We start from the raw sequence: 24565 nt of genomic DNA on the forward strand, positions 1-24565 counted from the left end.
TTACGTTTGCGCCACCCAAGATTTTTCGGAAAATCTTGGCAAGAAAATTCGAATTTTCCTGCGCCTATTTCTTGCCGGGCGTTCCGTCGAATTTCTTTTCGATATCGGCCCAGCAGTCAATGTAATCATCCTGCAACGGCGCCTCGTTGGCGGCAAATGCGGTCAGGTGCTGCGGGAAGCGGGTCTCGAACATGAAGGACATGGTGTTGTCGAGCTTATCAGGCCCCAAATTGGCGTTCGAGGCCTTGTCAAAGGCTTCGCGGTCCGGCCCGTGCGGCAGCATCATGTTGTGCAGGCTGGTGCCGCCTGGGACGAAGCCCTGCGGCTTGGCGTCATACTGGCCATAGATGTTGCCCATCAGTTCCGACATGATGTTCTTGTGATACCAGGGCGGGCGGAACGTGTCTTCCATCACCATCCAGCGTTCGCGGAACAGCACGAAATCGATATTGGCCGTGCCCGGCACGCCCGAAGGCGCGGTTAGCACCGTGAAGATCGACGGGTCGGGGTGGTCGAACAGGATTGCACCGATGGGGCAGTAGTTGCGCAGGTCGTATTTTACCGGCGCGTAATTGCCATGCCAGGCGACCACATCCAGCGGGCTGTGTCCGATCTTGGTCTCGTGGAACTGGCCGCACCATTTGATCGTGACCGTTGACGGCACCTCGCGATCCTCAAAAGCGGCAATCGGGGTCTTGAAGTCTCGCCGGTTGGCCATGCAATTGGCCCCAATCGGGCCGCGGCCCGGCAGTTCGAATTTCTGGCCGTAATTCTCGCAGACAAAGCCGCGCGCGGGGCCTTCCAGTACCTCGACACGATAAAGCAGACCGCGCGGGATGATCGCGATCTCCTTGGGTTCCAGATCGATGATCCCAAGCTCGGTGCAGAACCGCAAACGGCCTTCCTGCGGGACGATCAGCACTTCGCTGTCGGCGGAAAAGAAATAGCTGTCCACCATCGACTCGGTGACGAGGTAAATATGGCAGGCCATGCCCACCTGCGTGTTCACGTCACCGGCGGTGGTCATCGTGCGCATACCGGTCAGCCAGGTCAGACCCTCATCGGTATGAGGCGCCGGATCCCAGCGATACTGGCCCAGCGAAATCACGTGATCCAGAACATGGGGCGCCGATTTCCAATAGGGCAGCTCAATCTTTTCGTAGCGGTGCGAATGTTTCACCGACGGGCGAATGCGATAGCACCATGTGCGTTCATTCTGATGGCTGGGCGCGGTGAAGGCCGTGCCGCTGAGCTGTTCGCCATACAGACCATAGTTACATTTTTGCGGGCTGTTCATGCCCTGTGGCAGCGCGCCGGGCAGCGCTTCGGTTTCAAAGTCATTGCCGAAGCCAGGCATATACCCCTCGGTGGTGCCTGTCGGGCTGTCAGCCTGGGTGAACTGATGCGGCGCGCTTGGACGATTCATGACCTCTCCTCCGGTTGCTGCTTGTGGAATATTAGTTGTTTTTGTAACTAACAAGGCGAGGAGGCGCGAAAATGGCAAAAAATGATGAGTTTGATCTGCAGAATTTCCTGCCCTATCTGCTCAATCAGGCGGCCGAGCAGAGCTCTTTGGAGTTTCAGCGCATCTACAAGGACCGTTATGGCTTGCTGCGCACCGAATGGCGGGTGCTGTTTCATCTCGGCATGTATGGCGACATGACCGCCAAAGAGATCGGAGCGCGCGCCATGACGCATAAGACCAAAATCAGCCGCGCTGTGTCACGACTGGCGCAGCGGCGCTATATTACGCGCACCCGCAGCGAAAATGATCGACGCGCCGAGCTTTTGGCGCTGACGCCAGCCGGGCAGGGGGTCTATCAGGAATTGCGCAGGATCGCCGAGGATTATGACGCCCGGCTCGACCGGCGGTTTTCGCGCGGCGAGGGCGTGTTGCTGCGAATGATGTTGCGGCGTCTCGCAGGGCTTGATGATTGACATGGCAATATGCGCCCTGCGTGCTCATGTGACATACTGCATGCACCGCCGTACCGGAGACCTCTATTGCCCCTGACATCCCCCACCGAACAGAGCGCGGATCATCGCCAGGCCACTTTGACCTCATGGCTGTTGCAGCGCGGGCAGGTCGGAGAAAAGCAGCAACAACTGCTGGAAGGGTATTGTCGCCTGCTGCTCGAATTGGGTGTCCCGCTTTTGCGGCTGCACGTGGCGCAAAGCGCGTTTCACCCAAAATATGGCGGCATCGGCTTTGACTGGCTGTCTGGCGAGGGAATGACGCGCCAGACCTATGAACACAATCCATCACCGGGCGCCGACTGGTTGAACAGCCCGCTCTACCATCTCTTGTCCTCGGGTGAAGGAGAGATACACGAACCGGTCCCGCAGGACGATACTCCGGCGCGGTTCCCGATACTGGAGGAGTTGCGGGCGTTGGGGGCGACCGACTATTTTGCCGTGGCCGTTCATTTGGCAGAACATGCTCCGGGCCAGCCCGTCGATCCGGACAACGCGCCCGAGGGCCTGTTGATCTCATGGACGAGCGACGCACCCGGCGGGTTTTCGGATGCCGATATCGACCTGATCCGCGCGGGGCTGCCCGCATTGGCGTTGGCGCTGAAATCCGCCGCGAACCGGCGGATCGCCGAGAATCTGATGCAGGTCTATCTGGGGCGAGACGCAGGTCGACGTGTGTTGTCGGGCGAGATTCAGCGCGGGTCCTTGCAGGAGATCAATGCGGTCCTGCTCTACTTCGACTTGCAGGAGTTCACCAAACTGTCCGAGCAGGTGCCGGGCGGTGATCTGATTGCATTGCTGAACGCCTATTTCGGCGTGGCGGTGCGCTGCGTTCACGACGCGAAAGGCTCGATCCTGAAGTTCATGGGCGATGGCATGATGGCGATGTTCAATCTGGACACGGCGGCGGCATCGGCACGCGCTGGTCTTGACGCGGTGGTCGCGCTGCGCCGGGAACTGGCCCTGTTGGACGCGAGCCGCACCGCGCAGGGTCTGACCACAACCGGTACCACCCGCGCCCTGCATTCGGGCAAAATTCTCTACGGCAATATCGGGGCCGAGAACCGTCTGGATTTCACCGTGATCGGACCGGCCGTCAACCTTACCGCGCGGCTGTCTGGCATGCATCGTGCTGTGGGGCAGGACGTGATCGTGTCCGATGTAGTGCGGCGCGCTGCGGGGCAGACTGAGCATGATCTGATCAGTCTGGGTCGCTATATGCTGCGCGGGGTCTCCGAGCCGCAGGAGCTGTTCACTATCTATGACGGCGACGGCTGAACGAGCAAACCTTCTTTCCGGCCGGGACTCCGGCAACGGTGTCGTTCCAGTCAATTTGTTTTATGCAGATTAACTGATCCGCCAAAGCGGTGCGATAGCGCGCAACTAGACGTCGAAATTCTATAACTGGTGTTGCACGTCGTTTTTTGCTCTTACGGCATGCTGCTTGACCAACTCGCTGAGTTCAGGGCGACAGGACCCACAGTTTGTACCGGCTTGAAGCAGCTTTCCAAGTTCGTCGGTGCTGACCAATTGTTCTGATTGTATCGTGCGAATGATCGTTTTGATCCCGACTCCGAAACAGGTGCAGATGACCGGACCTGCATCTTCTGACAGCACAGGGGCGCGTCCCGACAGTATTTGTTCCAGCGCAATGTCCGGCAATGTCGAAAGATAGTCCCGCATCAACGCCATGGGCTTCGGGAAGATGAACAATGCCGCCGCGAGGCGATCGCCTTCGGACAGGGCAATGCGAAACGAACCGCGCGCCGGATCGGCGGTCGATATGGCCGTCGCATGCGACAAACCGAACCAATCGCGGGCCGTACCCTCCCAATCCTCGATGCAGTGATATCCGGCAAGCTCTGTCCGGTACCCCTTTTCCGTTCTGGCAGTCGCCCAATAGGCAACCGGGGGCGCAACCGGTGCGGCGGAGACGGCAAAGCCGTACCATGCAGCGTTCATGCGCTGCACGGAGACCACAGACGCCTTGCTTTCGGGTTGACCGGAGACCGGATCGGTCACACTCGGAACCAGTGCATCAACCCGTGCGGAGGGCGCGGTTTCCCCCGTCCAGTGGATTGGAGCAAAGACCTGGCCCGGGGCGACGGCATCCGTGAGGCGCAACCGGAATATGCCGCGGCCCACAGGACTTTCCAGCTCGACAAGATCGGCGGGGGATAAGCCCAGACGCCCGGCATCGTTGGGGTGTATCTCTGCAAACGGTTCGGCAAGATGTGCTGACAAGCGGGGCGACAAACCGGTGCGGGTCATGCTGTGCCATTGATCGCGAATGCGACCGGTATTCAGGATGAAGGGATATCGGTCATCGGTCTTTGCCACAGGTGGCCGGTGGTTGACCTGCACGAACCGGGCCTTGCCATCGGGATGGTAGAACCGTCCGTCATGAAAGAACCGCCCACCAGCCTGTCGTGCCGTTACCGGCCATTGCGTCGGCTCAAGCTCGGCATATTCCACGTCATCGAGATCGGCAAAGCCTGAAATATCAAAGTCTTTGCCGAAGCTGCTCGCGACCGAGGACAGCGCGGCATATTCCCGAAAGATCGCTGCGGGCGAGGGGTAGCTGAATGCCGCTTCCCACCCCATGCGGCGTCCGACTTCGGCCAGAATGTCCCAATCGGGGCGTGCCTGTCCCGGCGCGGGCAAGACCGCGCGCTGGCGGCTGATTGTGCGGTCGGAATTTGTGACGGTCCCGCTTTTTTCGGCCCAGCCCGCCGCAGGCAGCAGCACGTCTGCCACCCGCGCCGTGTCCGTCCGGTCGGTCAAGTCACTGACCACGGTGAACGGGCAGGAGGCAATGGCGCTGCGCACCTTGTCGGCATCAGGCATCGTGACGGCGGGATTGGTATGAATGACCCACAGCGCCTTGATCTGCCCGGTCTCGACCGCGCGAAACAGGTCCACTGCCTTTAGCCCCTGTCGCTCGGGCATCGCCGGAGCCTTCCAGAACTGTTGCACAGCGCTGCGATGGTCGGGATTCTCGATATCCAGATGGCAGGCCAGCGTATTCGCCAACCCGCCGACCTCGCGTCCGCCCATTGCGTTGGGTTGTCCGGTCACGGAAAACGGCCCCATCCCGGCACGGCCGATCCGGCCGGTCGCCAGGTGGCAATTGAGGATCGCGTTGACCTTGTCGGTCCCGCTGGAGGATTGGTTCACGCCCTGGCTGAAGATCGTGACCACGCGCTCCGTCTTGATCCAAAGATCGCAGAACTCATCAAGGGTGTCGCGGCTCAGACCGGTCACGGCCGGGTCATCCTGACGTGCCGCCTGCAGCGCCTCCTCGACGCCCATTGTGTGGGTCAGAAAGTCAGGATCGACATGACCGCCCTCGTGAATCCTCGTCAGCAGCCTGTTGAACAGTGCCACATCACTGCCCGGGGCAAGGGCCAGATGCAGATCGGCCTGATCGCAGCTTGCCGTGCGGCGCGGGTCGATCACCACGATCTTGGTCCCGCGTGCCTGCCGCGCAGCTAGAACACGCTGGTAGAGAACGGGATGGCACCAGGCAAGGTTTGAACCGACGAGGACAACGAGATCGGCTTGATCCAGATCCTCGTAACTGCCGGGGACGGTATCCGTGCCAAAGGCCCGTTTGTGCCCGGCCACGGTCGATGCCATGCAGAGGCGCGAATTGGTGTCGATGTTAGCTGAGCCGATGAAGCCTTTCATCAGCTTGTTGGCCACATAGTAATCTTCGGTCAGCAACTGACCTGAGACATAAAAGGCAACGCTGTCCGGCCCGTGCTCGGCTATGGCCGAGGAAAACCGGTCCGCAACCAGTTGCAAGGCATCGTCCCAGCCTGTGTCTTGCCCAAACGCGCGCGGGGCCAGCAAGCGTTGTTCCAGACCCACGGTTTCCGCCAGCGCCGAGCCTTTCGAGCAGAGCCGACCCCGGTTTGCCGGGTGGTCCGGATCGCCGCGCACCGCCAGCCCGCCAGCGCCGTCCGGGCGCAGCAGCACGCCGCAACCGACCCCGCAATACGCGCAGGTCGAGCGGATTTCGGGCAGACCCGTTCCGTCCATCAGGCGGCGCTCCGCCGGGTGACTGCGTCTGCATCCAGCAGGATGCGCCCTGTTTCCACACGGACCGGATAAGTCGTGATCCGCCCCTCATCCGCGCCTTGGGCCTCACCCGTATTCAGGTCGAACACCCAATTGTGCAGGGGGCAGGTCACCGACTGCCCGTGCACGATGCCTTCCGACAGGGGTCCGCCCTTGTGCGGGCAACTGTTGGAGGCGACAAAAATCTCGGCCTCTGCGGTGCGAAAGACGGCCAGGCAACCCACATGGGTCTTCACCAGCCGGGCACCGCGCAAGGGAACCTCGTCCACTGATCCGATGTCGATCCAGCTCATTCTGCGGCCTCCAGTGTGAAATCTGCAATCGGCGCATATGTCTGCGCCTTGTCCCGCACATGCTCGGCCCAGGGGTCCTTGCGGTAGATGCTTTGCGACAGTTCAAATCGCTCAACCAGTGCGGCGCGGTTGTCGAGATCGTCAACGACATTGGCCTTGACCCAATCCATGCCGACCTTGCCCAGCCATTTGTACAAGCGGTCCAGATACTTGCCGCCTTCGCGATAGGCCTGCGTCACGGCCATGACCACCTCGATGGCTTCCGCCTCGGAGGGGACCTGACAGAGCAACTCGGTTTCCCGCACATCCATGCCCGCCGCGCCGCCGATGCTGATCTGAAACCCCGAGTCGACGCAGACAACACCGATATCCTTGCAGGTCGCCTCGGCGCAGTTCCGCGGGCAGCCCGAGACCGCAAGCTTCAGCTTGTGCGGCGTCCACGAGCCCCAGAGGATTTTCTCAAGCTTGATCCCCAGCCCGGTGCTGTCTTGGGTGCCAAACCGGCAATGATCGGTGCCCACGCAGGTTTTAACCGTGCGCAGCCCCTTGGAATAGGCATGGCCCGAGACCAGCCCCGCCTTGTTCAGATCCGACCAGATTGCGGGCAGATCCTCTCCCTTGACGCCCAGAAGGTCGATGCGTTGGCCGCCGGTGACCTTGACGGTGGGCACATCGTATTTGTCGGCGGCATCCGCGATGGCGCGCAACTCGGCAGGGTTGGTGATCCCGCCCCACATGCGCGGCACAACGCTGAAGGTGCCGTCCTTCTGGATGTTGGCGTGCTTGCGTTCGTTCACGAACCGGCTTTGCGGGTCATCCCTGTAGTCCAGCGGCCAGTCCGCCAGCAGGTAGTAATTGATCGCCGGGCGGCAGACATGGCAGCCATTGGGGGTCGTCCAGCCCAGTTCCTGCCAGACGGCTGCCTGGCTTTTCAGCCCCTGCCCTTTGATCAGGCGGCGCACGTTCTCGTGGGGCAGATCGGTGCAGCCGCAGATCGGCTGGGCCGCAGGCATCTCGAACCCATCGCCCAGAGTGACTTGCAGCAATTGTTCGACCAACCCGGTACAGGTCCCGCAAGATGCGCTGGCCTTGGTCGAAGTGCGAACCGCACCCAGATCATTGGCACCGGCATTGATCGCCTCGACAATGTCGCCTTTGCATACGCCGTTGCAGCCGCAAATCTCCGCCTCAGGCGGCAATGCTGCAACGGCTGAGAGAGGGTCCGCAGTGTCGCCCCCCTGATAGGCCGGACCAAAGATCAGCGTCTCGCGCATCTCGTCGATATCGGTGCCGTCCTTGATCAGGCCGAAGAACCAGCTGCCATCGGCAGTGTCGCCATACATCACTGCCCCGATCAGGCGGTCGTTTTCGATCACGAGGCGCTTGTAGACCCCGCGTGCGGGGTCGCGGAACACGATATCCTCGCGCCCCGGACGGTCAGCAAAATCACCTGCGCTGAACAGATCACATCCGGTGACCTTCAGCTTGGTCGACAGGGTTTTTTGAACAAAGGCCGCCTCGCCGCCCAGCATGGCCTGTGCCGCCACTTTGGCCTGATCATAAAGCGGCGCGACCAGGCCAAAAACGGCCCCGTCATGTTCGACACATTCGCCCACGGCGTAGACGTCCGGGTCCGAGGTCAGCATCTGGTCATCCACGTGAATGCCGCGCCCGGTGGCCAGGCCAGCCTTTTGCGCCAGCGCCGTGCTGGGCCGGATACCAACCGCCATGACCAGCAGATCGCAGGGCAGTTCGGTGCCATCGTCCAGCAGCAAGGCGCGCACCTTGCCGTCCTGACCGAGGATCTCTTTCGAATTCGCCTGCAGCCGGATCTTGATGCCCTTGTCTTCCAGCGACTTCTTCAGCAGATACCCGGCCGCCTCGTCCAATTGACGTTCCATCAGATGGCCCATGATATGGACCACGGTCACATCAACACCATGCGCGGCCATGCCCGCGGCAGCTTCGAGCCCCAGCAAACCGCCGCCGATCACGACGACCTTGTTGTCAGGTCCCATGCCCATCATCTGCTGTGTGTCTTCGAGATCGCGATAGGCGATCACGCCGTCCAGATCATGGCCGGGCAGAGGGATGATGAACGGCTCTGACCCGGTCGCAATCAACAGCTTGTCATAGGGCAGATGGCCGTTTTCGCCCTCGACGACTTTCATTTCGCGGTCGATCCGGGCGACCCTCTCACCAAAGCGACAGGTGATGCCGCGCGTGGCGTACCAGTCATCGTCATGGGTGACAATCTCTTCATAGGTCTTCTCGCCGGACAAAACCGGGCTGAGCATGATGCGATTATAGTTCCCGCGCGGCTCGGCGTTGAGCAGCGTGATGTCGAAGTTTTCGGGCGCCGTCTCGGTCAGGTGTTCCAGCACCCGGCCCGAGGCCATGCCAGCGCCTATCACTACCAGTTTCTGTTTCATTGAGTCACTCCGCTGCAATCGCCGTGGGGGCAGGCGATTTCGGCTTGGCGCCGTGTTCGTATTCTTCAAGGAAGTCGAGGACCTCCTGCCGGTAGGCGTAGTAATCGGGATGTTCCAGCAGTGCCTTGCGGGTGCGAGGGCGTGGCAGGTCGACCTTGGTAATCTTGCCGATCGTGGCCTGCGGGCCGTTGGTCATCATCACCACCCGGTCGGCCAGCAGGATCGCCTCGTCCACATCATGGGTGACGCAAATCGCGGTCACCTTGGTGCGGGACCAGACCTCCATCAGGACTTCCTGCAATTCCCAGCGTGTCAGGCTGTCGAGCATCCCGAAGGGTTCGTCCAACAGCAGCAGCTTGGGCGACAGGGCAAAGGCGCGGGCGATACCGACACGCTGCTTCATGCCGTTCGACAGATCGCTCGCCTGCTTGTCCATCGCGTCAGCCAGTCCGACGCGTTCCAGATAATATTCGACGACATCCTGCCGCTCGGCCTGGCTGGCCCTGGGATAGACCTTGTCGACACCGATCGCGACATTCTCCTTGGCGCTCAGCCAGGGAAACAGGTTGGGCGACTGGAACACCACGGCGCGCTCGGGATCGGCACCTTCGACATGGCGGCCATCCAGCTTGATCGCGCCCTGAGAGATGTCGTTCAGCCCGGCGGCCATGGTCAGAACCGTGGACTTGCCGCAGCCGGAATGCCCGATCAGAGAGATGAACTCGCCCTTGTCGATCTTGAGGTCGAAATCCTCGACCACGGTCAGCGGGCCTTTGGGGGTCGGATAGACCTTGTGCAGTTGCGAGAAATCGAGGAAGCGGTTTTCGATCAGGCCTTTCTGCGCCTTGGCCACCACTGCGGGAACACCGTGGATCGGGGTAACGTCTGGCAGGATACGCGATCCTTCGACCTTGGCCTCGATCCCGACCTCCATGAGATATCGTGTGACATCTGCCCGCAGGCGCTTGAACCCCTCGTCGTTGTTCATCGCGCTCCGGTCGCGCGGGCGTGGGATAGAGACAGGGAACTCCTGCCCCAAAGTGCCATCAGGGTTCAGCGCGATGATCCGATCGGCCAGAATGATTGCCTCGTCCACATCATTGGTGATCAGCACACAGGTCTTTTTGTCTGCTTCCCAGATATGTTCGATCTCATCCGCCAGATTGGCGCGGGTCAGGGCATCCAGCGCGGACAGAGGCTCGTCCAGCAGCAGCACCTCTGGGTTCATCGACAGCGCGCGCGCCACGTTGACCCGTTGGCGCATTCCGCCCGACAGTTCGGCAGGGCGGCGCGTAGCGGCATGGCTGAGGCCGACCATCTTGACGTAATGGGCGATCTTTTCTGCTTTCTCGGCCTTGTTGAGGCCCGGAAAGACCGTATCGACCGCCAGCCCGACATTGCCGCTGACCGTCAGCCACGGCATCAGCGAGTAGTTCTGAAAGATCACCCCGCGTTCCGGGCCCGGCCCCTTGATCGGCGCGCCTTTGAAGGTAACCTCGCCTTTGCTAGGCGTATCCAGCCCCGCCATCAGATTGATCAGCGTGGTTTTCCCGGTGCCGGAGAAGCCGAGGATCACCAGAAACTCCCCCTCTTTTACCTCCAGATCGATGCCCTTGAGCACATCTGTCCGGGCAGTGCCTTCGCCGAAGGATTTCGAGGCGTTTTTGAAGCTCAGAATGCTCATCGCGCTCACCGGTTATTGGTAAAGGTAAAGAGGGATTGCAGCGCGTACATCACCCGGTCCAGCAGGAAGCCGATGATACCGATGGTGAAGACTGCGACCATGATCTTGGCCAGCGAACTGGAGGAACCGTTCTGGAATTCATCCCAGACGAATTTGCCCAGACCGGGGTTCTGCGCCAGCATCTCGGCCGCGATCAGGACCATCCAGCCAACACCCAGGCTGAGGCGCAAACCGGTGAAGATCAGCGGCAGCGCCGAAGGCAGCACCAGCTTGGTGATCTTGGTATAGGTGTTCATTTTCAGAACCTTGGAGACATTCACCAGATCCTTGTCGATCGACGCCACACCCAGCGAAGTGTTGATCAGGGTCGGCCAGAGCGAGCACAGGGTGACGGTGATGGCAGAGATCAGGAAGGATTTGGCGAACCAGCCGTCATTGGTGACATAAACCGCCGAGACGATCATCGTGACGATGGGCAGCCAGGCCAATGGTGAGACCGGTTTGAAAATCTGGATCAACGGGTTCAGCGCGGCATTTGCGGTCGGAGACAGACCAGCGGCGATCCCAAGCGGGACGGCCACGATCGTGGCGATCACAAAGCCGAAGAAGACGGTTTTGATCGAGGTCCAGATCTGCTGGTAGTAAGATGGCGCACCGGTATAGGCGACCTGTTTGACCTCATCCGCGCGGCCTGCGTCGATCAGCTTCTGGTTCCGCTTTTCGACCATCGTCTCGAATTTGGCGCGTTTCTCGGCCTTGGCCTGCGCGTCGGCGTTCAGATTCACCATCTCTTGCCAAACCTGCGCCGGGCCAGGCACGGCCCCCAGCGACGTCTGTACTTTGGGAGCCAGTGTGGCCCAGAGCAGCAGGAAGGCGCAGATCGACAGCAGTGGAACGATCAGCAACCGCCATATCTCGGCCATCTGCGCACGTGGGTTATCGCCGGCGGCGGCCTTCAGAACCGGGGTGGCCCAGCTGAGACCCAGGACCTGAAACCACTTGTCGGCAGTGTTGATATGAGTGAACAGGCGGGCGCGGCGCTTTTCACGGGCGGCGTCTGCGTTGAATTCGGGATCGACGGTTGTCATCTGGGGTGTCCTTGCGGTGGCGGGGCACATTGGTCTGCCGCGCCCGATCAAAATCAGGCGCGGCGATACGTGTCCGGGGTTAGCCCTGTACGTCCGAGCCAACGATCATCTGATCGCCCTTCAGACCGATTGAGAGGCTTTCGAGATAGGCGTTGGGCACGCGTCCGTCATAGGCGATACCATCAATGATATCTTCGGCCGGAGTAGGCGCCTTGTAGCCGTCGCTGTCCCAGGGGAAGTCGGCCTCATTCGCCAGACCCTCATCCACCAGCAGGCGTGCTGCATCCAGGTAAATCTCGGGTTTATAGACCGACTTGGCGACTTCGTCATACCAGCTGTCGGGCTTGGATTCGGCGATCTGGCCCCAGCGGCGCATCTGGGTCAGGTACCAGACAGCGTCCGAGTAGAAGGGATAGGTCGCGTTGTAGCGGAAGAACACGTTGAAGTCGGGCACCTCACGCTTGTCGCCCTTTTCATATTCGAACGTGCCGGTCATCGAGTTGGCGATGACGTCATAATCCGCGCCCACATATTCCGGACGGCTAAGGATTTCGACCGCTTCCGGGCGGTTGGCGTTGTCATTTTCATCCAGCCACATCGCAGCGCGGATCAGGGCCTTGGTCACGGCCAGCGTTGTGTTCGGATACTCCTCGGCAAACTCGGCTGTGATGCCAAAGACTTTCTCGGGGTTGTTCTTCCACAGCTCGTAATCGGTGATCACCGGCACGCCGATACCCTTGAACACAGCCTGCTGGTTCCAAGGCTCGCCCACGCAATAGCCATAGATCGTGCCCGCCTCCAGCGTCGCGGGCATCTGCGGCGGAGGGGTCACCGACAGGAACACATCCGCGCCGATCTGACCGGTCACGTTGTCGGCGCTGTAATAGCCCGGATGCAGACCACCGGCGGCCAGCCAGTAGCGCAACTCGTAATTGTGGGTCGAGACAGGGAAGACCATGCCCATATTGAAGGGTTTGCCTTCGGACTTGTATTTCTCAACCACCGGGGCCAGCGCTTCGGCACTGATCGGGTGCTGCGGGCGACCATCGTCCATCGTGGGAATGTTCGGCTTCATCTGCTCCCAGATTTCGTTGGATACGGTGATGCCGTTGCCGTTCAGGTCCATCGAAAACGGCGTGATGATATGCGCCTCAGTGCCGTATCCGATGGTCGCAGCCAGCGGTTGCCCCGCCAGCATATGCGCGCCATCCAACTGCCCGTCGATCACGCCATCCAGCAGTACTTTCCAGTTGGCCTGCGCTTCAAGCGTCACAAACAGGCCTTCGTCCAGAAAATAACCCTGTTCATAGGCGACAGCCAGCGGTGCCATATCCGTCAGTTTGATAAAGCCAAAGGTCAACTCGTCTTTCTCCAGCTCCAGCAATTCGGCGAATGCCGGAGTGGCTAGCGCTGTTGTTGTTACAGCGAGGCTTAGAAGAAGCTTTTTCATCTCGATCCCTTTCGGTCCTGCCCATTTCCTTTGGGCAAACAAAAAAGCCGCCGACACAGACCGCCGGGAGGATTGGCGGTTGGTCGAGCGGCTTTGCTCTTGTCAGATGCCCTATGCTTTGGGCGAATTCCTGCGGCAGGCTCCGTTGCCTGACGATGGCCCAATCTTAGACATCACTGGTTTTGCAGGTCATCCCAATTCGGTGTTTCGGCGCATTTTTTCTGCATTGCGGCATATCTCGATGCTGCAATGCAAAAAAATTGTGCGCCCTCATTCTGACGGCTCAAATATGCGCCGGTCAAAGAACACATTGGATGGCAGGATCAGACTGCCGCTGGCTGATGCGACGGCGGTTGCCTCGGGAATCGCCCCTTCGAGTTTTTCTGAAGCACCGGGCAGTTCGACTCCGGCCTGCTGCATTTCGCGCCGATAAAGGTCGCTGCGAAACACTTGGGCCGCCTGTTGTTCTGCTCGGACGGGGTCCAAGCCGTTTCGTCTTGCCAGTTGGTGGGCGATCCACTTTGCCTGACTGCGCCAGGGGAACGAGGCCGCGCCGTCGAAGAATTCGACAAATCCGTCAACGTGGCGCTGCTCGCCGCGCGATGAAATCGTGAACTCGCCCAAAAGCGCCCTGTCGATCAGCTCGGCCGAAACATCCAGATAGGATTTGCGCGACAGCATTTCCGAGGCCGTTGTCCGGCTCTCTGGCTGGGACAGCCACCGCCCTGCGCGCCAGAGCGCGCGCATCAGGCCGCCAAGCAGATGTGGTTCGGTTTCGGCCCATTCGGTGCGCACCGCCAATACTTTTTCCGGTGCACAGGTCCAGATCGCACGCCCGGGCAACAAAAGTGCGCCCACCTGATCATCGACCGAAACAGACCCCCAGGGTTCACCGACGCAAAACGCGTCAATCTCACCGGCGGCCAGCGCCTGCGCCATGAGAGGCGGCGGAACCGTTCGGATCTCGACCTGTGTCGAGGCCAGTTCAGTGCCCGCCACCCAATAGCGCAGCAGTTCGACATGCATCGAAAACGGGAAGGGCACACCAAAAACCAGCGGCCCGTCGGCAACTCGCGCAAGTGCCGCGCCCGCGGATTTTGCATCCTGGAAATCGAAGGCGTATCCGCTGGCGCGCAGCCGCTTCTCCAGGTCCTGGCCAACGCCGATGACATTGCCATTGAGCGACAGGACCGACACCGCCGAGAGCGGCGTCGCGATACCGCCCAACCCCAATGCCATGGCGATCGGGACCGGAGACAGCAGATGCGCCGCATCCACATGTCCAAAGGCCAGCATGTCCCGCAAGGACGACCATGACGGTGCGGGTCGAAGATCGAGCGAGACGCCCTCGGCATGGTCAAAGCCCATCTCGCGTGCCGCGATCAATGGCGCCGCATCGACCAGAGGCATATAGGCGACGGGAAGTGAGACGGTTCTCATGACAGCAACTCCGACGCCGTCACCAGGGCCTCGGCCACGTCGGCAACCCGACGGTTCTGGTTCATCGCGGTCTTGCGCAACATGGCATAGGCCTCGTCCTCCTGAATGCCCTTGGCCTTCATCAGCAGCCCCTTGGCCCGGTCGATCACTTTGCGCTCTTCCAGGGCGCGCCGCGTTTCAGCCAGTTCGGTCCGCACCTGGCGCAGGACCTGAAACCGGGCAATCGCGATGTCGATGACGGGTTTGATCCGTTCAGCCTGCAACCCATCAACGACATAAGCCGACACACCGGCCTCGACTGCGGCTTTGGCAAGACCCCCGGCCGCACCGGACACGAACATCGCAACGGGCCGTTCCATCGGGCCCGAGGCGATTGTCAGCTCCTCAAGCATGTCGCGCGAAGGATTATCGATATCGATCAGAACGATATCGGGGCTATGCGTAGCGATCTTGCGTGCAAGCCCCGAGACAGCGCCGATCACAAAAACATCGACCTCCCCGGACTCTTTCAGGGCATCGACAATCGCGATGGCGCGGTCGTGGTTCTGCTCAACAACAACAACGGTCAATTTGCGGCTCATGCCCATCGAACTGGACAAAGTTGCCGGAGGTCACAATGCTAACGTCCCCGGCATCCAGTCAGCCGCACGTAGGATGCTTAAATCTTCGGCAAGATGGTGGTTTTGCATAATTGTTAGGCAATATTGAGGGCTGCAATTCCCAACGAGATGAACAATTTCTGAGTTCTCGGGCGGTCCTGTTTGGTTTCAAGTCTGTAAATCTTGTTGCTACTCCACCAGATCCACAGGCAACAGAACCGGACCGATTTCGTCCAGTCCGACGGTGATCTCTGATCCGACCTCAAGCGGGGCGTCGACGTTTTCGCTGATTGCAAAAATCTGCCCAAATGCCGCCTCCAAGGTATATTCCATGCGGCTTCCCACATAGGTCGCCTTGGCAATCGTCATATCCATCCCATCAGATGCCCCGATCTTCAGACGGGTCGGGCGCACCGCCAACAGCGCCGGGCCAGCTTCCAACCCGCGCGCGGGCAGGGCATGTTCGAATGCGCCGACACGGATGGATGCCACATCGCCACGGATTGCGATGATCTCACAGGGGATGATGTTTGCCTCTCCGATAAAGTCGGCCACGAAGCGGTCTGCGGGGGCATCATAAAGCTCGCGCGGCGTGCCGATCTGGGCGATGCCCGCATTCCGCATCACAACGATATCGTCGGAAACCGCCAGCGCCTCTTCCTGATCATGGGTGACATAGACGACGGTCAGACCCAGATTTTGCTGGATTTCGCGGATTTCCTCGCGCACTTGCCGACGCAGTTTGGCATCGAGATTTGACAGCGGCTCGTCAAACAGCAGCACTTGCGGCTCAAGCACAAGCGCGCGCGCGACCGCCACCCGCTGCTGTTGGCCGCCGGACAGTTCAGATGGCAGTCGGTCCCCGAAGCTGCGCAGACCAACCAGATCGAGCCCCTGCGTGGCGCGGTCCCTGGTCTCGGCCTTATCGAAGCCGGAAAACCCGAGCCCGTATGAAACATTCTCCATCACCGTCATATGCGGAAACAGGGCATAGGACTGGAACACCATCGACACGTCGCGATCCGTTGCCGGCAGCAGCGTCACATCGCGATCACCGATATGGATCGAGCCCCTGCTGGCCATTTCCAGCCCCGCGATCATGCGCAGCGTGGTGGTCTTGCCGCATCCTGAGGGGCCCAGCAAGGTCACCAGTTTCCCGGCCTCGATCTCAAGGTTGATGTCATCGACGGCCACCACATCCTTGCCATAGATCTTGGTGACCTTGCGAAAGCTGACCGGCGCGGCTTTGGAGTTGAGGCTCATATCCTTGCGTCCTTATACGTTGCTGCGCGACTGGGTCATGCGCCGACCGATCTCGGTCCGGCCCACGACGAACTGCATCAGCGCCACAACGCTGAGCATCACGAAAATCAGAGTGGTGGAGTAAGCGATCGCGAGGCCATAGTCGTTATTCTCGACCCGTCCGATGATATAGCTGGTGGCCATGTCATATTCCGCCGAGACCAGAAAGATCACCGCCGAGATCGCCGTCATCGCGCGCACGAAGCTATAGACCAGCGCGGCCAGAATGGCTGGCCTGAGCAAGGGCAGGATGATCCGGCGGAAGGTCTGCCAAGAGTTTGCGCCCAAAGTCAGCGACGACTCGTCCAGCGAATTATCCAGTTGCGACATCGAGGCGATCCCGGCCCGCACGCCCACCGGCATGTTGCGGAATATGAAGCTCACCACGAGGATGATGCCGGTGCCGGTGATCTCGATTGGCGGGACATTGAAAGCGAGGATATAGCTGACGCCGATCACGGTGCCCGGGATGGCGAAGCTGAGCATGGTGCCGAACTCGAACGCGTTTTTGCCCGCAAAGGTTTGCCGTGTCAGCAGGTACGCGGTGATCAGCCCGACGATCGCGGTCAGTGGCGCCGCGATCCCGGCGATCTTGAGCGTGGTCCAGAAACTGTCCCAGGCCGCCCCCGACCAGCGGATGCCACCGTCTTCGAAGCGGAAGGAAAAGGCCGTAACATAATGCTTGAAGGTCAGCGTGTTGTTGACACCCCACAGCTCGACCACCGAGCCGTAAAAGATCATCACATAGACCAGAGCGGTAAACCCGGCCCAGATCATCGCGATGGCCAGCACCGGAACCGACAGCGCGCGTGGCATATGCGGGTGCACGCCACTGTCACCCTTGCCGGACACGGTGGTATAGCTTTTCTTGCCCAGCCAGAACCGCTGCGCATAAAACGCGCCGAGCGTGAAGCACAGCAGCACCATCGCCAGCACCGCCGCCTTGCCCTGATCATATTGGGCACCGACGATGGCGAAGAAGATCTCGGTCGAGAGCACGTCGAAATTGCCGCCCAGAACCAGCGGGTTGCCGAAATCGGCCATGCTTTCGATGAAGCCCAGCAGGAAGGCGTTTGCGAGACCCGGCCGCATTAGCGGCAGCGAGACGGTCTTGAACACCTGCCATTTGCTGGCCCGCAGGGTCTGCGCCGCTTCCTCCATCGATGGCGAGACCCCTTCGACCACGCCGATCAGCACCAGGAAGGCAATCGGCGTAAAGGCAAGGGTCTGCGCGATGAGAACACCGGGCAGGCCATAAAGCCACCGGGTCGGCTGGACGCCAAAAACATCCGCAAAGAACACCGTGACCGAGCCCGAAAGCCCAAAGAGCAGGATCAACGCGAGGCCGATCACAAAAGGCGGCGTGATAATGGGCAGCACCGTCAAGGCGCGCAAGGCGCGCTTGTAGCGAAAGCCGGAACGTGTCACGACCAGCGCAAAAATAAGCCCCAGAACAGTGGTGATGAAGCCGACAAGAACCGCAAGAAACAGCGAATTCAAGGCCGCTCCGCAACGCCCGCCCGACAGGCATCCCAGCCCCCAGAGCCGGTCGTCGAAAAACTTCGATAGGAACACACCCACCGAGTAGCCGCCCTCATCCGTGATGAACGCGGCGGTGAGCATCTTGGCGATCGGGAAGAACACAAAGGCCGTCACGATGACGATCACGCCGCCGATGGCGCTGACGACAAAGACGTCTCCGTTGATAGCCCCGCGCGCCGCGATGCCTTGGGTGAACAGAAACAGAAAGGCCGAGGCGCAGATCAGCGCCCCATAGCCCATTCCGAATTGACGGTCGCCCAGATCGCCGAACAGCGCCGCCGCCCATTCGAAATTCCAGCCGCGTATCCCGATGGCGAAGCCCTGCAGGATCATCCACCCGAACCCGAAAGCCCCCGCCAGGATCAAAACCTTGGCATAGATCGGATCGCTCTTGCGTTTGCTAAGCACCGCCAACGGCGCGACCAGCGCCAGCACCATGGGCGCAAGCCACAGCTTTTCGCCTTGTGCGATCAGAAATCCGGCAGGAGCATAATCAGGGTCGAACGGATAGCCATCAATCAGCCATTCGAACGAAAAAAACGCCTCCACCCCATACCAGGGGAGGAGGAAAAACCCGACCCATCCGGCGATGATCCAGAAGAGCAGAACCGGATGGGTCGTTTTCTCGGATGTCAGTTCGCGCATCTTTATTGCGGCAGGGTCGACACCTCGTCATCCCACTTCTTCAAGAGCCGCTTGCGCTCGTCGGAGGAGCCATATTTCTTGAAATCGTAGTCGATCAGCTTGATCTGCGACATGTCCGGGGCCGAGTCCGAGGTTTCCGCGCCCTTGTTCGATGGCACCTGGAACGCGTTCACTTGCAGCGCAAGATTCTGCGCCTCGGGGCTGAGCGCCCAGTCATAGAACTTCTTGGCTTCTTCCATGTTGCGCGCCCCGTCGATGATCGACATCGACCCGATCTCGTATCCGGTTCCCTCACATGGGGCGACAACCTTGACAGGGAAGCCCGACACAGCCTGCTTGACCGCGTCATGCATGAAGACGATGCCAACCGTGTTTTCGCCACGGCCTGCCGCCTTGATCGGGGCCGAGCCGGATTTGGTGTACTGGTTGATGTTCTTGTGCAGGCCCTTCATGAAGTCGAACCCTTCGTCTTCGCCAAAGAGCTGCATCATCGTGGCCAGTGTCGTGTAGGCGGTGCCCGACGAGTTCGGGTTCGCCATCTGCACATGGCCCTTGTATTCAGGCTTCAGCAGGTCGTTCCAACAGGCGGGTTCCGGCAGGTTGTTTGCGGCCAGCAGGTCTGAGTTGTAGCCATACCCAAGCGCCCCGGAGTATATCCCGATGGTCCGGTTTCCGGCACTTTCGGCTTGCGCGATGGCCCAGGGATGCAGTTGATCGCGCATTGGCGAGATATATTCGGCGGTCAGCCCCTCTTCGGCAGCCTGCAGATGCGGATCACCTGTGCCACCCCACCAAACATCGCCCTTGGGGTTTGCGCTTTCGGCCTTGATCTGGGCAAAGGTCTCGCCCGAGGACTTCCGCGTCATCGCGACGTCAATTCCGGTGGCATCCTGAAAGCTGTTGGCCATCAATTGGCACCAGTCTTCCTGCGCCGAGCAATAAAAGGTCAGCTTGTCGGCCTGTGCCGCTCCGGCCGCCACGAAGGCAAGCGCAGACGCGCCCGCCAGTTTTTTCAACGACATCATGTGAATCCTCCCAAGGACTTCTGTTTTGTAACAGTTTTGTGACAAGAGCCTATGAGGGGACGCCAAATCTGGCAAACAAATTCAGATCGGGCGTTGTTCGGCCTTTGAAATCAGGCAATTGCTGGACACCGACAGCCCACGCCTATTGCGATACCACAGCGGCACCCCTCGGGCGCCGCGCCCGGTTCAGCAGCTCAGCTCGGACAGAAAGCGGGTCTCCAGGCCGGGTTCAGTGAGGTCGTTGGCTTCAATTTCTCCTAAACGCCCCATCTGACCGCATTGAATGACAGTGGTGAGCGTGTCGATCATCTGGGGTTGATCTGTATAGGCGACAAGGCCGCTGCCCAGCACCGTGTAGAGCCCGGTGGCTTGCGGGCGTGAGAGATAGCCCTGCACCTGGATCAGGCCCACCGCCTCGTCGAACAGTCCGGTTGTCAGCGCGTCCGCACGTATCCCTTCGGGCGTGGGCTGGCCGGTCACCCGCACCAGATCGCCGGGTTGCAGATGCCACGGCTCGATCCCCGACAGAACGCTGCCACCGATTACCGTGTCGCCGTTCGGGTTCGGGCCCAGATACGACCCGCTCAGCCGTGCCGGATGATCCGCGCCCTCCAGCGCTTCGATCCGCGAGGCAAGCAGCCTCGGCCCCTGCCACAATCCGCTGACCGCCACCCAGTCGCCGACCTGCAGATCGCCAGACAGGCCGCCGGGATCGACCTGCGTGCCCAGAACGGTCAGGCCCTGCGCGCCAATCCCCGTCACCTGTCCGACCAGCGGCAGAACCTGGCGAACCTGTCTGGCATGCCAGCCATCTTCCCTGCGCTCGGCAACTATTGCCACCGTATGTCCGGGTCGCAGATCGGCCACTGTCATCGCGGGGACGGACCCGGTCACGGGCATTCCGTCTGCGACCTGAACCCGCAGATCGTTCACGAATATGCTGCCGAGATGGGTGACGGTGCCGACAATGCCGGTGCCGATGATGCCGCCTTCGCGCTCTTCGCTGTCCTGTGCGACTGCGGATGAGGACAGCCAGGCCGAGGCCAGAATCGCCGCGAGTGCGCGGGCACGGATGCTCATGTTTCGTCGCCCTCTTCCGGGTCTTTTTCCGCAGTCTTCGCTGGTGATGGCAGCACATAGGCTCCCATCGCGAACCGACCGCCATGGCCGCCACCTTCGTCGCGGTCCTGCAAGGTTCTGGCCAGCGCATTGATGTCCTGCAACAGCGCCTGCGCCCGGTCCTCCGATATCTGCCGCAGCTGCTCAATCGATTCAAGCGACAGGTGGGAGTAGCGCACGGCGCGGTCGAAATTCCGCGCATCGCTGGGCGCCGCAAGCAGGTTTTGGGTCGCCGCCCGCAAATGCGCCGACAGCGTCGCCTGATAGGCCGCCACCTGTTCGGCACCACCGCCCGACGCCAGGAAGGCATGAGTCAAAAGACGCAAATCCCCCGCTTCACGCGCCTCGACGATCTTGTGATCTAGAAGCGTGTTGAGCACCGTTCCCGGTGCCATGTCGATCCGGGCCAGACGCACCAGATCGTCAAATCCCGGCCCGTCCTCACCACCCTTGCGGAACAGATCGCGCGGCGTGCCAGTGGCATCCTGATATTCCGGCGAGGTGGCCCAATGGCTGATGACCAGCGCCGCCGCATTGCTGCTGCGCTTCTCGGGCGCACCATCCGTCAGGCCGCGCAACCGTTTGACATCTTTGCGGTGAAGCCCGGTCAACAGGCTGGCCCGGCTGTCGCTGAGCGGGCTGGCAGAGGTGTTTTCGGCAGCCGAGAGCAGAGCCTTTTTCAGCGCCTCGGTCGCCGTGCCAAGCGTCACCCCATGCGCAACCATTGCCTGCGCCAAAGGCTCAAGCAGAGCGGCCAGGGCGGTTTCCAGAGGGGGCTTGGGTTGCGACGACATTTGGATAACTCTTAAACGCTTTCTACGCATATACTTTTCCGGTTGTTTAGGATTTCAACGGTTTCGTGACCAAAAAGTGACCTATTGTGAAAATTAATGGGATTTTTTCCCATTAAACCTGTGGCGTGACCCTCACATGAAAGGAAAACGCCATGCAAAACTCTGCTGTCACTCCTTTGAAAGGCTTTCATCCCCCGACCCTGATCGATGCCACAAGTGACGATCAGACCCACGCGCTTGCCTGCCTCACCGCCCCGGATCAAACGCGGTTTCGTGCCTTTGGCTGGGGTCCGTGGCAAGCGCCGCGCCACCCAACTATCGCGGCGGCGATCCGCCATCAGATGCACCGCAATCCCGCCGAGATTGCGGTTGAATTTGGGGGCCACAGGCTCAGCTATGCGGCTCTGGATGCGGCGTCGAACCGGCTGGCGGGGGTTCTGCGTGCGCACGATGTCAAACGCGGCGATGCGGTGTGCCTGTTTCTGCACCGCTCTATCGACATGGTGGTCGCCATCGTCGCCGCATTGAAACTCGGGGCTGCCTATGTGCCACAGCATGTGGGCGTGGCGCCGACCGAAACCTTGCGCCATGTGGCCGATGTGACGGGCGCCAAGGTCTTGCTGAGCCTCAGCGAACTGGCCGATCAGGTGCCGGTCGCGCCGCATCAGACCCTGATCGCGATCGACACCGTGATCTACGATCCGATGCTCGATATCTCCGGTCTGGATGGCGCGAACCATCAGGCTCGGCACGATGATCTGGCGATGATCCTGTTCACTTCGGGCACCACCGGCGTACCGAACGGTGTGCAGGTCACCCATGCAAATCTGGCCAATATCCTGCTGACAGCCCCCGGCGATCTGGGCATGCGGCCCGGACTGCGGGTCGGGCAGATCCTGTCCATCTCTTTTGACATGGCCGCGTGGGAGACCTTGGGCGCGCTGTCCAATGGGGCAACGCTGGTCATTCGTGGCAAGTCGATTCAGGAAACGGCGGAACAGGTCGATGTGCTGATCGCCACCCCCTCGATCCTGACCGCGCTGGATCATAGGCGCTGCCGGAACGTCAAGGTCGCCGCCGTTGCCGGAGAACCCTGTCCGCGCCCGCTGGCTGACACTTGGGCCAGTTTCTGCACCTTCTATAATTCCTGCGGCCCGACCGAGACCACGATCATCAACACCGCCGAACCGCATGATCCCGACAAGCCGGTCCTATCGATCGGCCGCCCGACACCCAACAATACGGTCTATATCCTTGACGAGAACCTTCGCCCGCTGCCAATCGGCCATAAAGGCGAGATGTGGGCAGGCGGCGATTGCGTGACCGCAGGCTATCTGGCCAATCCCGGGTTGACCGCCGAGCGCTATCGCCCTGACCCGTTCCGCCCCGGCCGCATGATGTTCCGCACCCGCGATCTGGGCCGCTGGACCACAACGGGAGAGCTTGAGCATTTCGGACGTGTCGACGATCTGGTCAAGGTGCGTGGTTTCCGCGTGGAACTCGACAGTGTATCCGGCGCGCTTGAGGCGTCGCCTTGCTGCCAGCAGGCGGTGACGTTGCAATATGACCTTCGCAATCTGGTCAGCTTCATCTCGCCCGCTTCGGCCTGCCCGAAACGGGCGGCGCAATCGGTGGCCGACCGGCTGCCCTATTACTGCACTCCGAGCATGGTGATGCCGATGGATACCCTGCCGCGCACCCCGCGCGGCAAGCTGGACAAGCGGCTGCTGCTTACCCTCGCGCAAACCCATATCGCCGAAACCGGTGTGGAGCTGAACTTATGACGACGGAAACGACAAATCTGCAATCCCGCGCGCTGAACTGGCGGCGGGTCACCCGGCACCCCGCATTGATGGAGTATCGCCGCCTGGCGATGCTGGTCGCGGTGGTGAATCTGGGCGTGTTCGTGATGGGGCTGCGCGATGGAGGCTGGTTCACCGGGGATGAGTACGCGCTGAGTCCCATCGCGGACATGGCATTGATCAACCTCAGCCTCGGCATCCTGATCCGGCAGCAACGGGTGGTCAACGCGCTGTTCTGGCTGGCCACGCGGGTGCCCGTGTCCTGGCCGCTCTGGATTCGCTGGGGGGCCGGCAAGGTGTTCCATTTCGGTGGGCTGCATTCCGGTGGCACGGTTGCGGGCACGATCTGGTTCGGGTTTTTGCTGTTCGCGATGGTCTCAAACCGGCTGAGCGGCGGGGCGTTACCCTCGGACCTGACGCTGGCGCTGAGTGGGGCGATGGTGGCGCTGATGACACTAATGGTGATCTCGGCACTTGGTCCGATCCGCGCGCGGTTCCACAACATGTTCGAGAAAATCCACCGCTTCGTCGGCTGGACCGTGCTGGGCCTGTTCTGGGCGCAGACCGTGTCAATCACAGGGGATATGGATGGCGAACTGCTGCACAGCCCGGCTTTCTGGATGTTGTGCCTGATCACCCTGTCGATCCTGTCGCCCTGGCTGACGCTGAAGCGGGTGCAGGTCGAGATCGTCAAACCCTCAGACCACGCGGTGATCGCGAAGTTCGATTATGGCGATACGCCGTTCCCCGGCAGTTCCAACGCGATCAGTCACACGCCGTTTGGCGAATATCACTCCTTCGCTAATATCCCCGCGCCGGGTGAGCCGGGTTACCGGCTGGCCATCAGCCGTGCCGGGGATTGGACCGGGCGTTTTATTGACACGCCGCCCGACAAGGTCTGGGTCAAGGGCATCACCACCTCGGGCGTGGCGCGGATCGAGGTGCTGTTCAGGAAGGTCGTCTATGTGGGAACCGGGTCCGGCATCGGGCCGATCCTGCCGCACCTGCTGGCGGGTGATGTGCCAAACCGGCTGATCTGGTCGACCCGCAGCCCTCGCAAGACCTATGGCGACGCGCTGGTGGATGAGATTGAAGCCCATACCGAGGCCCCCCTGATCTGGGACACCGATACCCATGGCAAGCCCAACCTGTCTGCGCTGGCCCTGCAGGCGGTGCGCGACAGCGGGGCCGAGGCGGTCATCGTGATCTCGAACCAGAAACTGACGCGCAAGGTTGTTCACGACATGGAAAGCCTGGGCATCCCCGCCTATGGCGCGATCTGGGACAGTTGAG

At 60.9% G+C, this 24565-nt stretch carries 18 protein-coding genes; 4 read left to right on the forward strand and 14 right to left on the reverse strand.

The features are described from left to right. Positions 1-64: 64 nt before the first annotated feature. A complete protein-coding gene (hmgA, locus tag AB1E34_RS12805; RefSeq protein WP_372572730.1) occupies positions 65-1426 on the reverse strand; it encodes a homogentisate 1,2-dioxygenase in 1362 nt (453 codons plus the stop codon). 71 nt (positions 1427-1497) lie between these two features. Here hmgA and AB1E34_RS12810 point away from each other — a divergent pair, with 71 nt between their 5' ends. Next, positions 1498-1938 carry a MarR family winged helix-turn-helix transcriptional regulator gene (locus AB1E34_RS12810; RefSeq protein WP_372572731.1) on the forward strand — a complete coding sequence of 147 codons (441 nt, stop codon included), beginning with the start codon at positions 1498-1500 and terminating at the stop codon, positions 1936-1938. A gap of 66 nt (positions 1939-2004) precedes the next feature. After that, positions 2005-3252 (forward strand): adenylate/guanylate cyclase domain-containing protein, encoded by a 1248-nt coding sequence (locus tag AB1E34_RS12815; protein WP_372572732.1) that lies wholly within the window; start codon positions 2005-2007, stop codon positions 3250-3252. A 120-nt stretch (positions 3253-3372) separates the two neighbouring features. Here the strand turns inward: AB1E34_RS12815 and AB1E34_RS12820 are convergent, their stop codons facing one another. The 13 genes from AB1E34_RS12820 to AB1E34_RS12880 form a co-directional block, all read right to left on the reverse strand. Continuing rightward, the gene (locus AB1E34_RS12820; RefSeq protein ID WP_372572733.1) at positions 3373-6018 is read right to left on the reverse strand and encodes a molybdopterin-dependent oxidoreductase; all 2646 of its coding nucleotides are present in this window, start codon (positions 6016-6018) and stop codon (positions 3373-3375) included. Next, positions 6018-6350: a nitrite reductase small subunit NirD gene (gene nirD, locus AB1E34_RS12825; protein ID WP_372572734.1), complete on the reverse strand. Its 333-nt coding sequence runs from the start codon at positions 6348-6350 to the stop codon at positions 6018-6020. Before nirD ends, AB1E34_RS12820 begins: the two co-directional genes overlap by 1 nt. Further along, positions 6347-8782 carry a nitrite reductase large subunit NirB gene (gene nirB / locus AB1E34_RS12830; protein WP_372572735.1) on the reverse strand — a complete coding sequence of 812 codons (2436 nt, stop codon included), beginning with the start codon at positions 8780-8782 and terminating at the stop codon, positions 6347-6349. Before nirB ends, nirD begins: the two co-directional genes overlap by 4 nt. A gap of 4 nt (positions 8783-8786) precedes the next feature. Next, entirely contained in the window at positions 8787-10466 is a 1680-nt protein-coding gene (locus tag AB1E34_RS12835; protein WP_372572736.1) for an ABC transporter ATP-binding protein, read from the reverse strand. A 5-nt stretch (positions 10467-10471) separates the two neighbouring features. After that, the gene (locus AB1E34_RS12840; RefSeq protein ID WP_372572737.1) at positions 10472-11554 is read right to left on the reverse strand and encodes an ABC transporter permease; all 1083 of its coding nucleotides are present in this window, start codon (positions 11552-11554) and stop codon (positions 10472-10474) included. Between the two features lie 79 nt (positions 11555-11633). Continuing rightward, positions 11634-13004, reverse strand: a complete 1371-nt coding sequence (locus tag AB1E34_RS12845; protein ID WP_372572738.1) for a CmpA/NrtA family ABC transporter substrate-binding protein — start codon at positions 13002-13004, stop codon at positions 11634-11636. 270 nt (positions 13005-13274) lie between these two features. Next, positions 13275-14444 (reverse strand): CmpA/NrtA family ABC transporter substrate-binding protein, encoded by a 1170-nt coding sequence (locus tag AB1E34_RS12850; RefSeq protein WP_372572739.1) that lies wholly within the window; start codon positions 14442-14444, stop codon positions 13275-13277. After that, entirely contained in the window at positions 14441-15025 is a 585-nt protein-coding gene (locus AB1E34_RS12855; RefSeq protein WP_372572740.1) for an ANTAR domain-containing response regulator, read from the reverse strand. Before AB1E34_RS12855 ends, AB1E34_RS12850 begins: the two co-directional genes overlap by 4 nt. A gap of 207 nt (positions 15026-15232) precedes the next feature. After that, the gene (locus AB1E34_RS12860; protein ID WP_372572741.1) at positions 15233-16306 is read right to left on the reverse strand and encodes an ABC transporter ATP-binding protein; all 1074 of its coding nucleotides are present in this window, start codon (positions 16304-16306) and stop codon (positions 15233-15235) included. A gap of 12 nt (positions 16307-16318) precedes the next feature. Continuing rightward, entirely contained in the window at positions 16319-18532 is a 2214-nt protein-coding gene (locus AB1E34_RS12865; protein WP_372572742.1) for an ABC transporter permease, read from the reverse strand. Positions 18533-18534: 2 nt separating this feature from the next. After that, on the reverse strand, positions 18535-19554 hold the full coding sequence (locus AB1E34_RS12870; RefSeq protein WP_372572761.1) for an ABC transporter substrate-binding protein: 1020 nt from the start codon (positions 19552-19554) through the stop codon (positions 18535-18537). A 189-nt stretch (positions 19555-19743) separates the two neighbouring features. After that, the gene (locus AB1E34_RS12875) at positions 19744-20637 is read right to left on the reverse strand and encodes a DUF5666 domain-containing protein (protein WP_372572743.1); all 894 of its coding nucleotides are present in this window, start codon (positions 20635-20637) and stop codon (positions 19744-19746) included. Continuing rightward, the gene (locus AB1E34_RS12880; protein WP_372572744.1) at positions 20634-21470 is read right to left on the reverse strand and encodes a DUF6502 family protein; all 837 of its coding nucleotides are present in this window, start codon (positions 21468-21470) and stop codon (positions 20634-20636) included. The genes AB1E34_RS12875 and AB1E34_RS12880 overlap by 4 nt, the downstream gene beginning before the upstream one ends. A 152-nt stretch (positions 21471-21622) precedes the next feature. Here AB1E34_RS12880 and AB1E34_RS12885 point away from each other — a divergent pair, with 152 nt between their 5' ends. After that, a complete protein-coding gene (locus AB1E34_RS12885) occupies positions 21623-23254 on the forward strand; it encodes an AMP-binding protein (protein WP_372572745.1) in 1632 nt (543 codons plus the stop codon). After that, a complete protein-coding gene (locus tag AB1E34_RS12890; RefSeq protein WP_372572746.1) occupies positions 23251-24564 on the forward strand; it encodes an FNR domain-containing protein in 1314 nt (437 codons plus the stop codon). The genes AB1E34_RS12885 and AB1E34_RS12890 overlap by 4 nt, the downstream gene beginning before the upstream one ends. Position 24565: the final 1 nt, after the last annotated feature.

The organism is Ruegeria jejuensis (genome assembly GCF_041537905.1).
Classification (GTDB): domain Bacteria; phylum Pseudomonadota; class Alphaproteobacteria; order Rhodobacterales; family Rhodobacteraceae; genus Ruegeria_C.

Excerpts from the sequence above, each read along its gene's own strand:
- AB1E34_RS12855 (WP_372572740.1), bottom strand. The coding sequence starts at position 15,025 with ATGAGCCGCAAATTGACCGTTGTTGTTGTTGAGCAGAACCACGACCGC.
- AB1E34_RS12880 (WP_372572744.1), bottom strand. The coding sequence starts at position 21,470 with ATGTCGTCGCAACCCAAGCCCCCTCTGGAAACCGCCCTGGCCGCTCTG.
- nirD (WP_372572734.1), bottom strand. The coding sequence starts at position 6,350 with ATGAGCTGGATCGACATCGGATCAGTGGACGAGGTTCCCTTGCGCGGT.
- AB1E34_RS12810 (WP_372572731.1), top strand. The coding sequence starts at position 1,498 with ATGGCAAAAAATGATGAGTTTGATCTGCAGAATTTCCTGCCCTATCTG.
- AB1E34_RS12850 (WP_372572739.1), bottom strand. The coding sequence starts at position 14,444 with ATGAGAACCGTCTCACTTCCCGTCGCCTATATGCCTCTGGTCGATGCG.
- nirB (WP_372572735.1), bottom strand. The coding sequence starts at position 8,782 with ATGAAACAGAAACTGGTAGTGATAGGCGCTGGCATGGCCTCGGGCCGG.
- AB1E34_RS12840 (WP_372572737.1), bottom strand. The coding sequence starts at position 11,554 with ATGACAACCGTCGATCCCGAATTCAACGCAGACGCCGCCCGTGAAAAG.
- AB1E34_RS12875 (WP_372572743.1), bottom strand. The coding sequence starts at position 20,637 with ATGAGCATCCGTGCCCGCGCACTCGCGGCGATTCTGGCCTCGGCCTGG.
- AB1E34_RS12835 (WP_372572736.1), bottom strand. The coding sequence starts at position 10,466 with ATGAGCATTCTGAGCTTCAAAAACGCCTCGAAATCCTTCGGCGAAGGC.
- AB1E34_RS12860 (WP_372572741.1), bottom strand. The coding sequence starts at position 16,306 with ATGAGCCTCAACTCCAAAGCCGCGCCGGTCAGCTTTCGCAAGGTCACC.
- AB1E34_RS12890 (WP_372572746.1), top strand. The coding sequence starts at position 23,251 with ATGACGACGGAAACGACAAATCTGCAATCCCGCGCGCTGAACTGGCGG.
- hmgA (WP_372572730.1), bottom strand. The coding sequence starts at position 1,426 with ATGAATCGTCCAAGCGCGCCGCATCAGTTCACCCAGGCTGACAGCCCG.
- AB1E34_RS12885 (WP_372572745.1), top strand. The coding sequence starts at position 21,623 with ATGCAAAACTCTGCTGTCACTCCTTTGAAAGGCTTTCATCCCCCGACC.
- AB1E34_RS12820 (WP_372572733.1), bottom strand. The coding sequence starts at position 6,018 with ATGGACGGAACGGGTCTGCCCGAAATCCGCTCGACCTGCGCGTATTGC.
- AB1E34_RS12865 (WP_372572742.1), bottom strand. The coding sequence starts at position 18,532 with ATGCGCGAACTGACATCCGAGAAAACGACCCATCCGGTTCTGCTCTTC.
- AB1E34_RS12845 (WP_372572738.1), bottom strand. The coding sequence starts at position 13,004 with ATGAAAAAGCTTCTTCTAAGCCTCGCTGTAACAACAACAGCGCTAGCC.
- AB1E34_RS12870 (WP_372572761.1), bottom strand. The coding sequence starts at position 19,554 with ATGTCGTTGAAAAAACTGGCGGGCGCGTCTGCGCTTGCCTTCGTGGCG.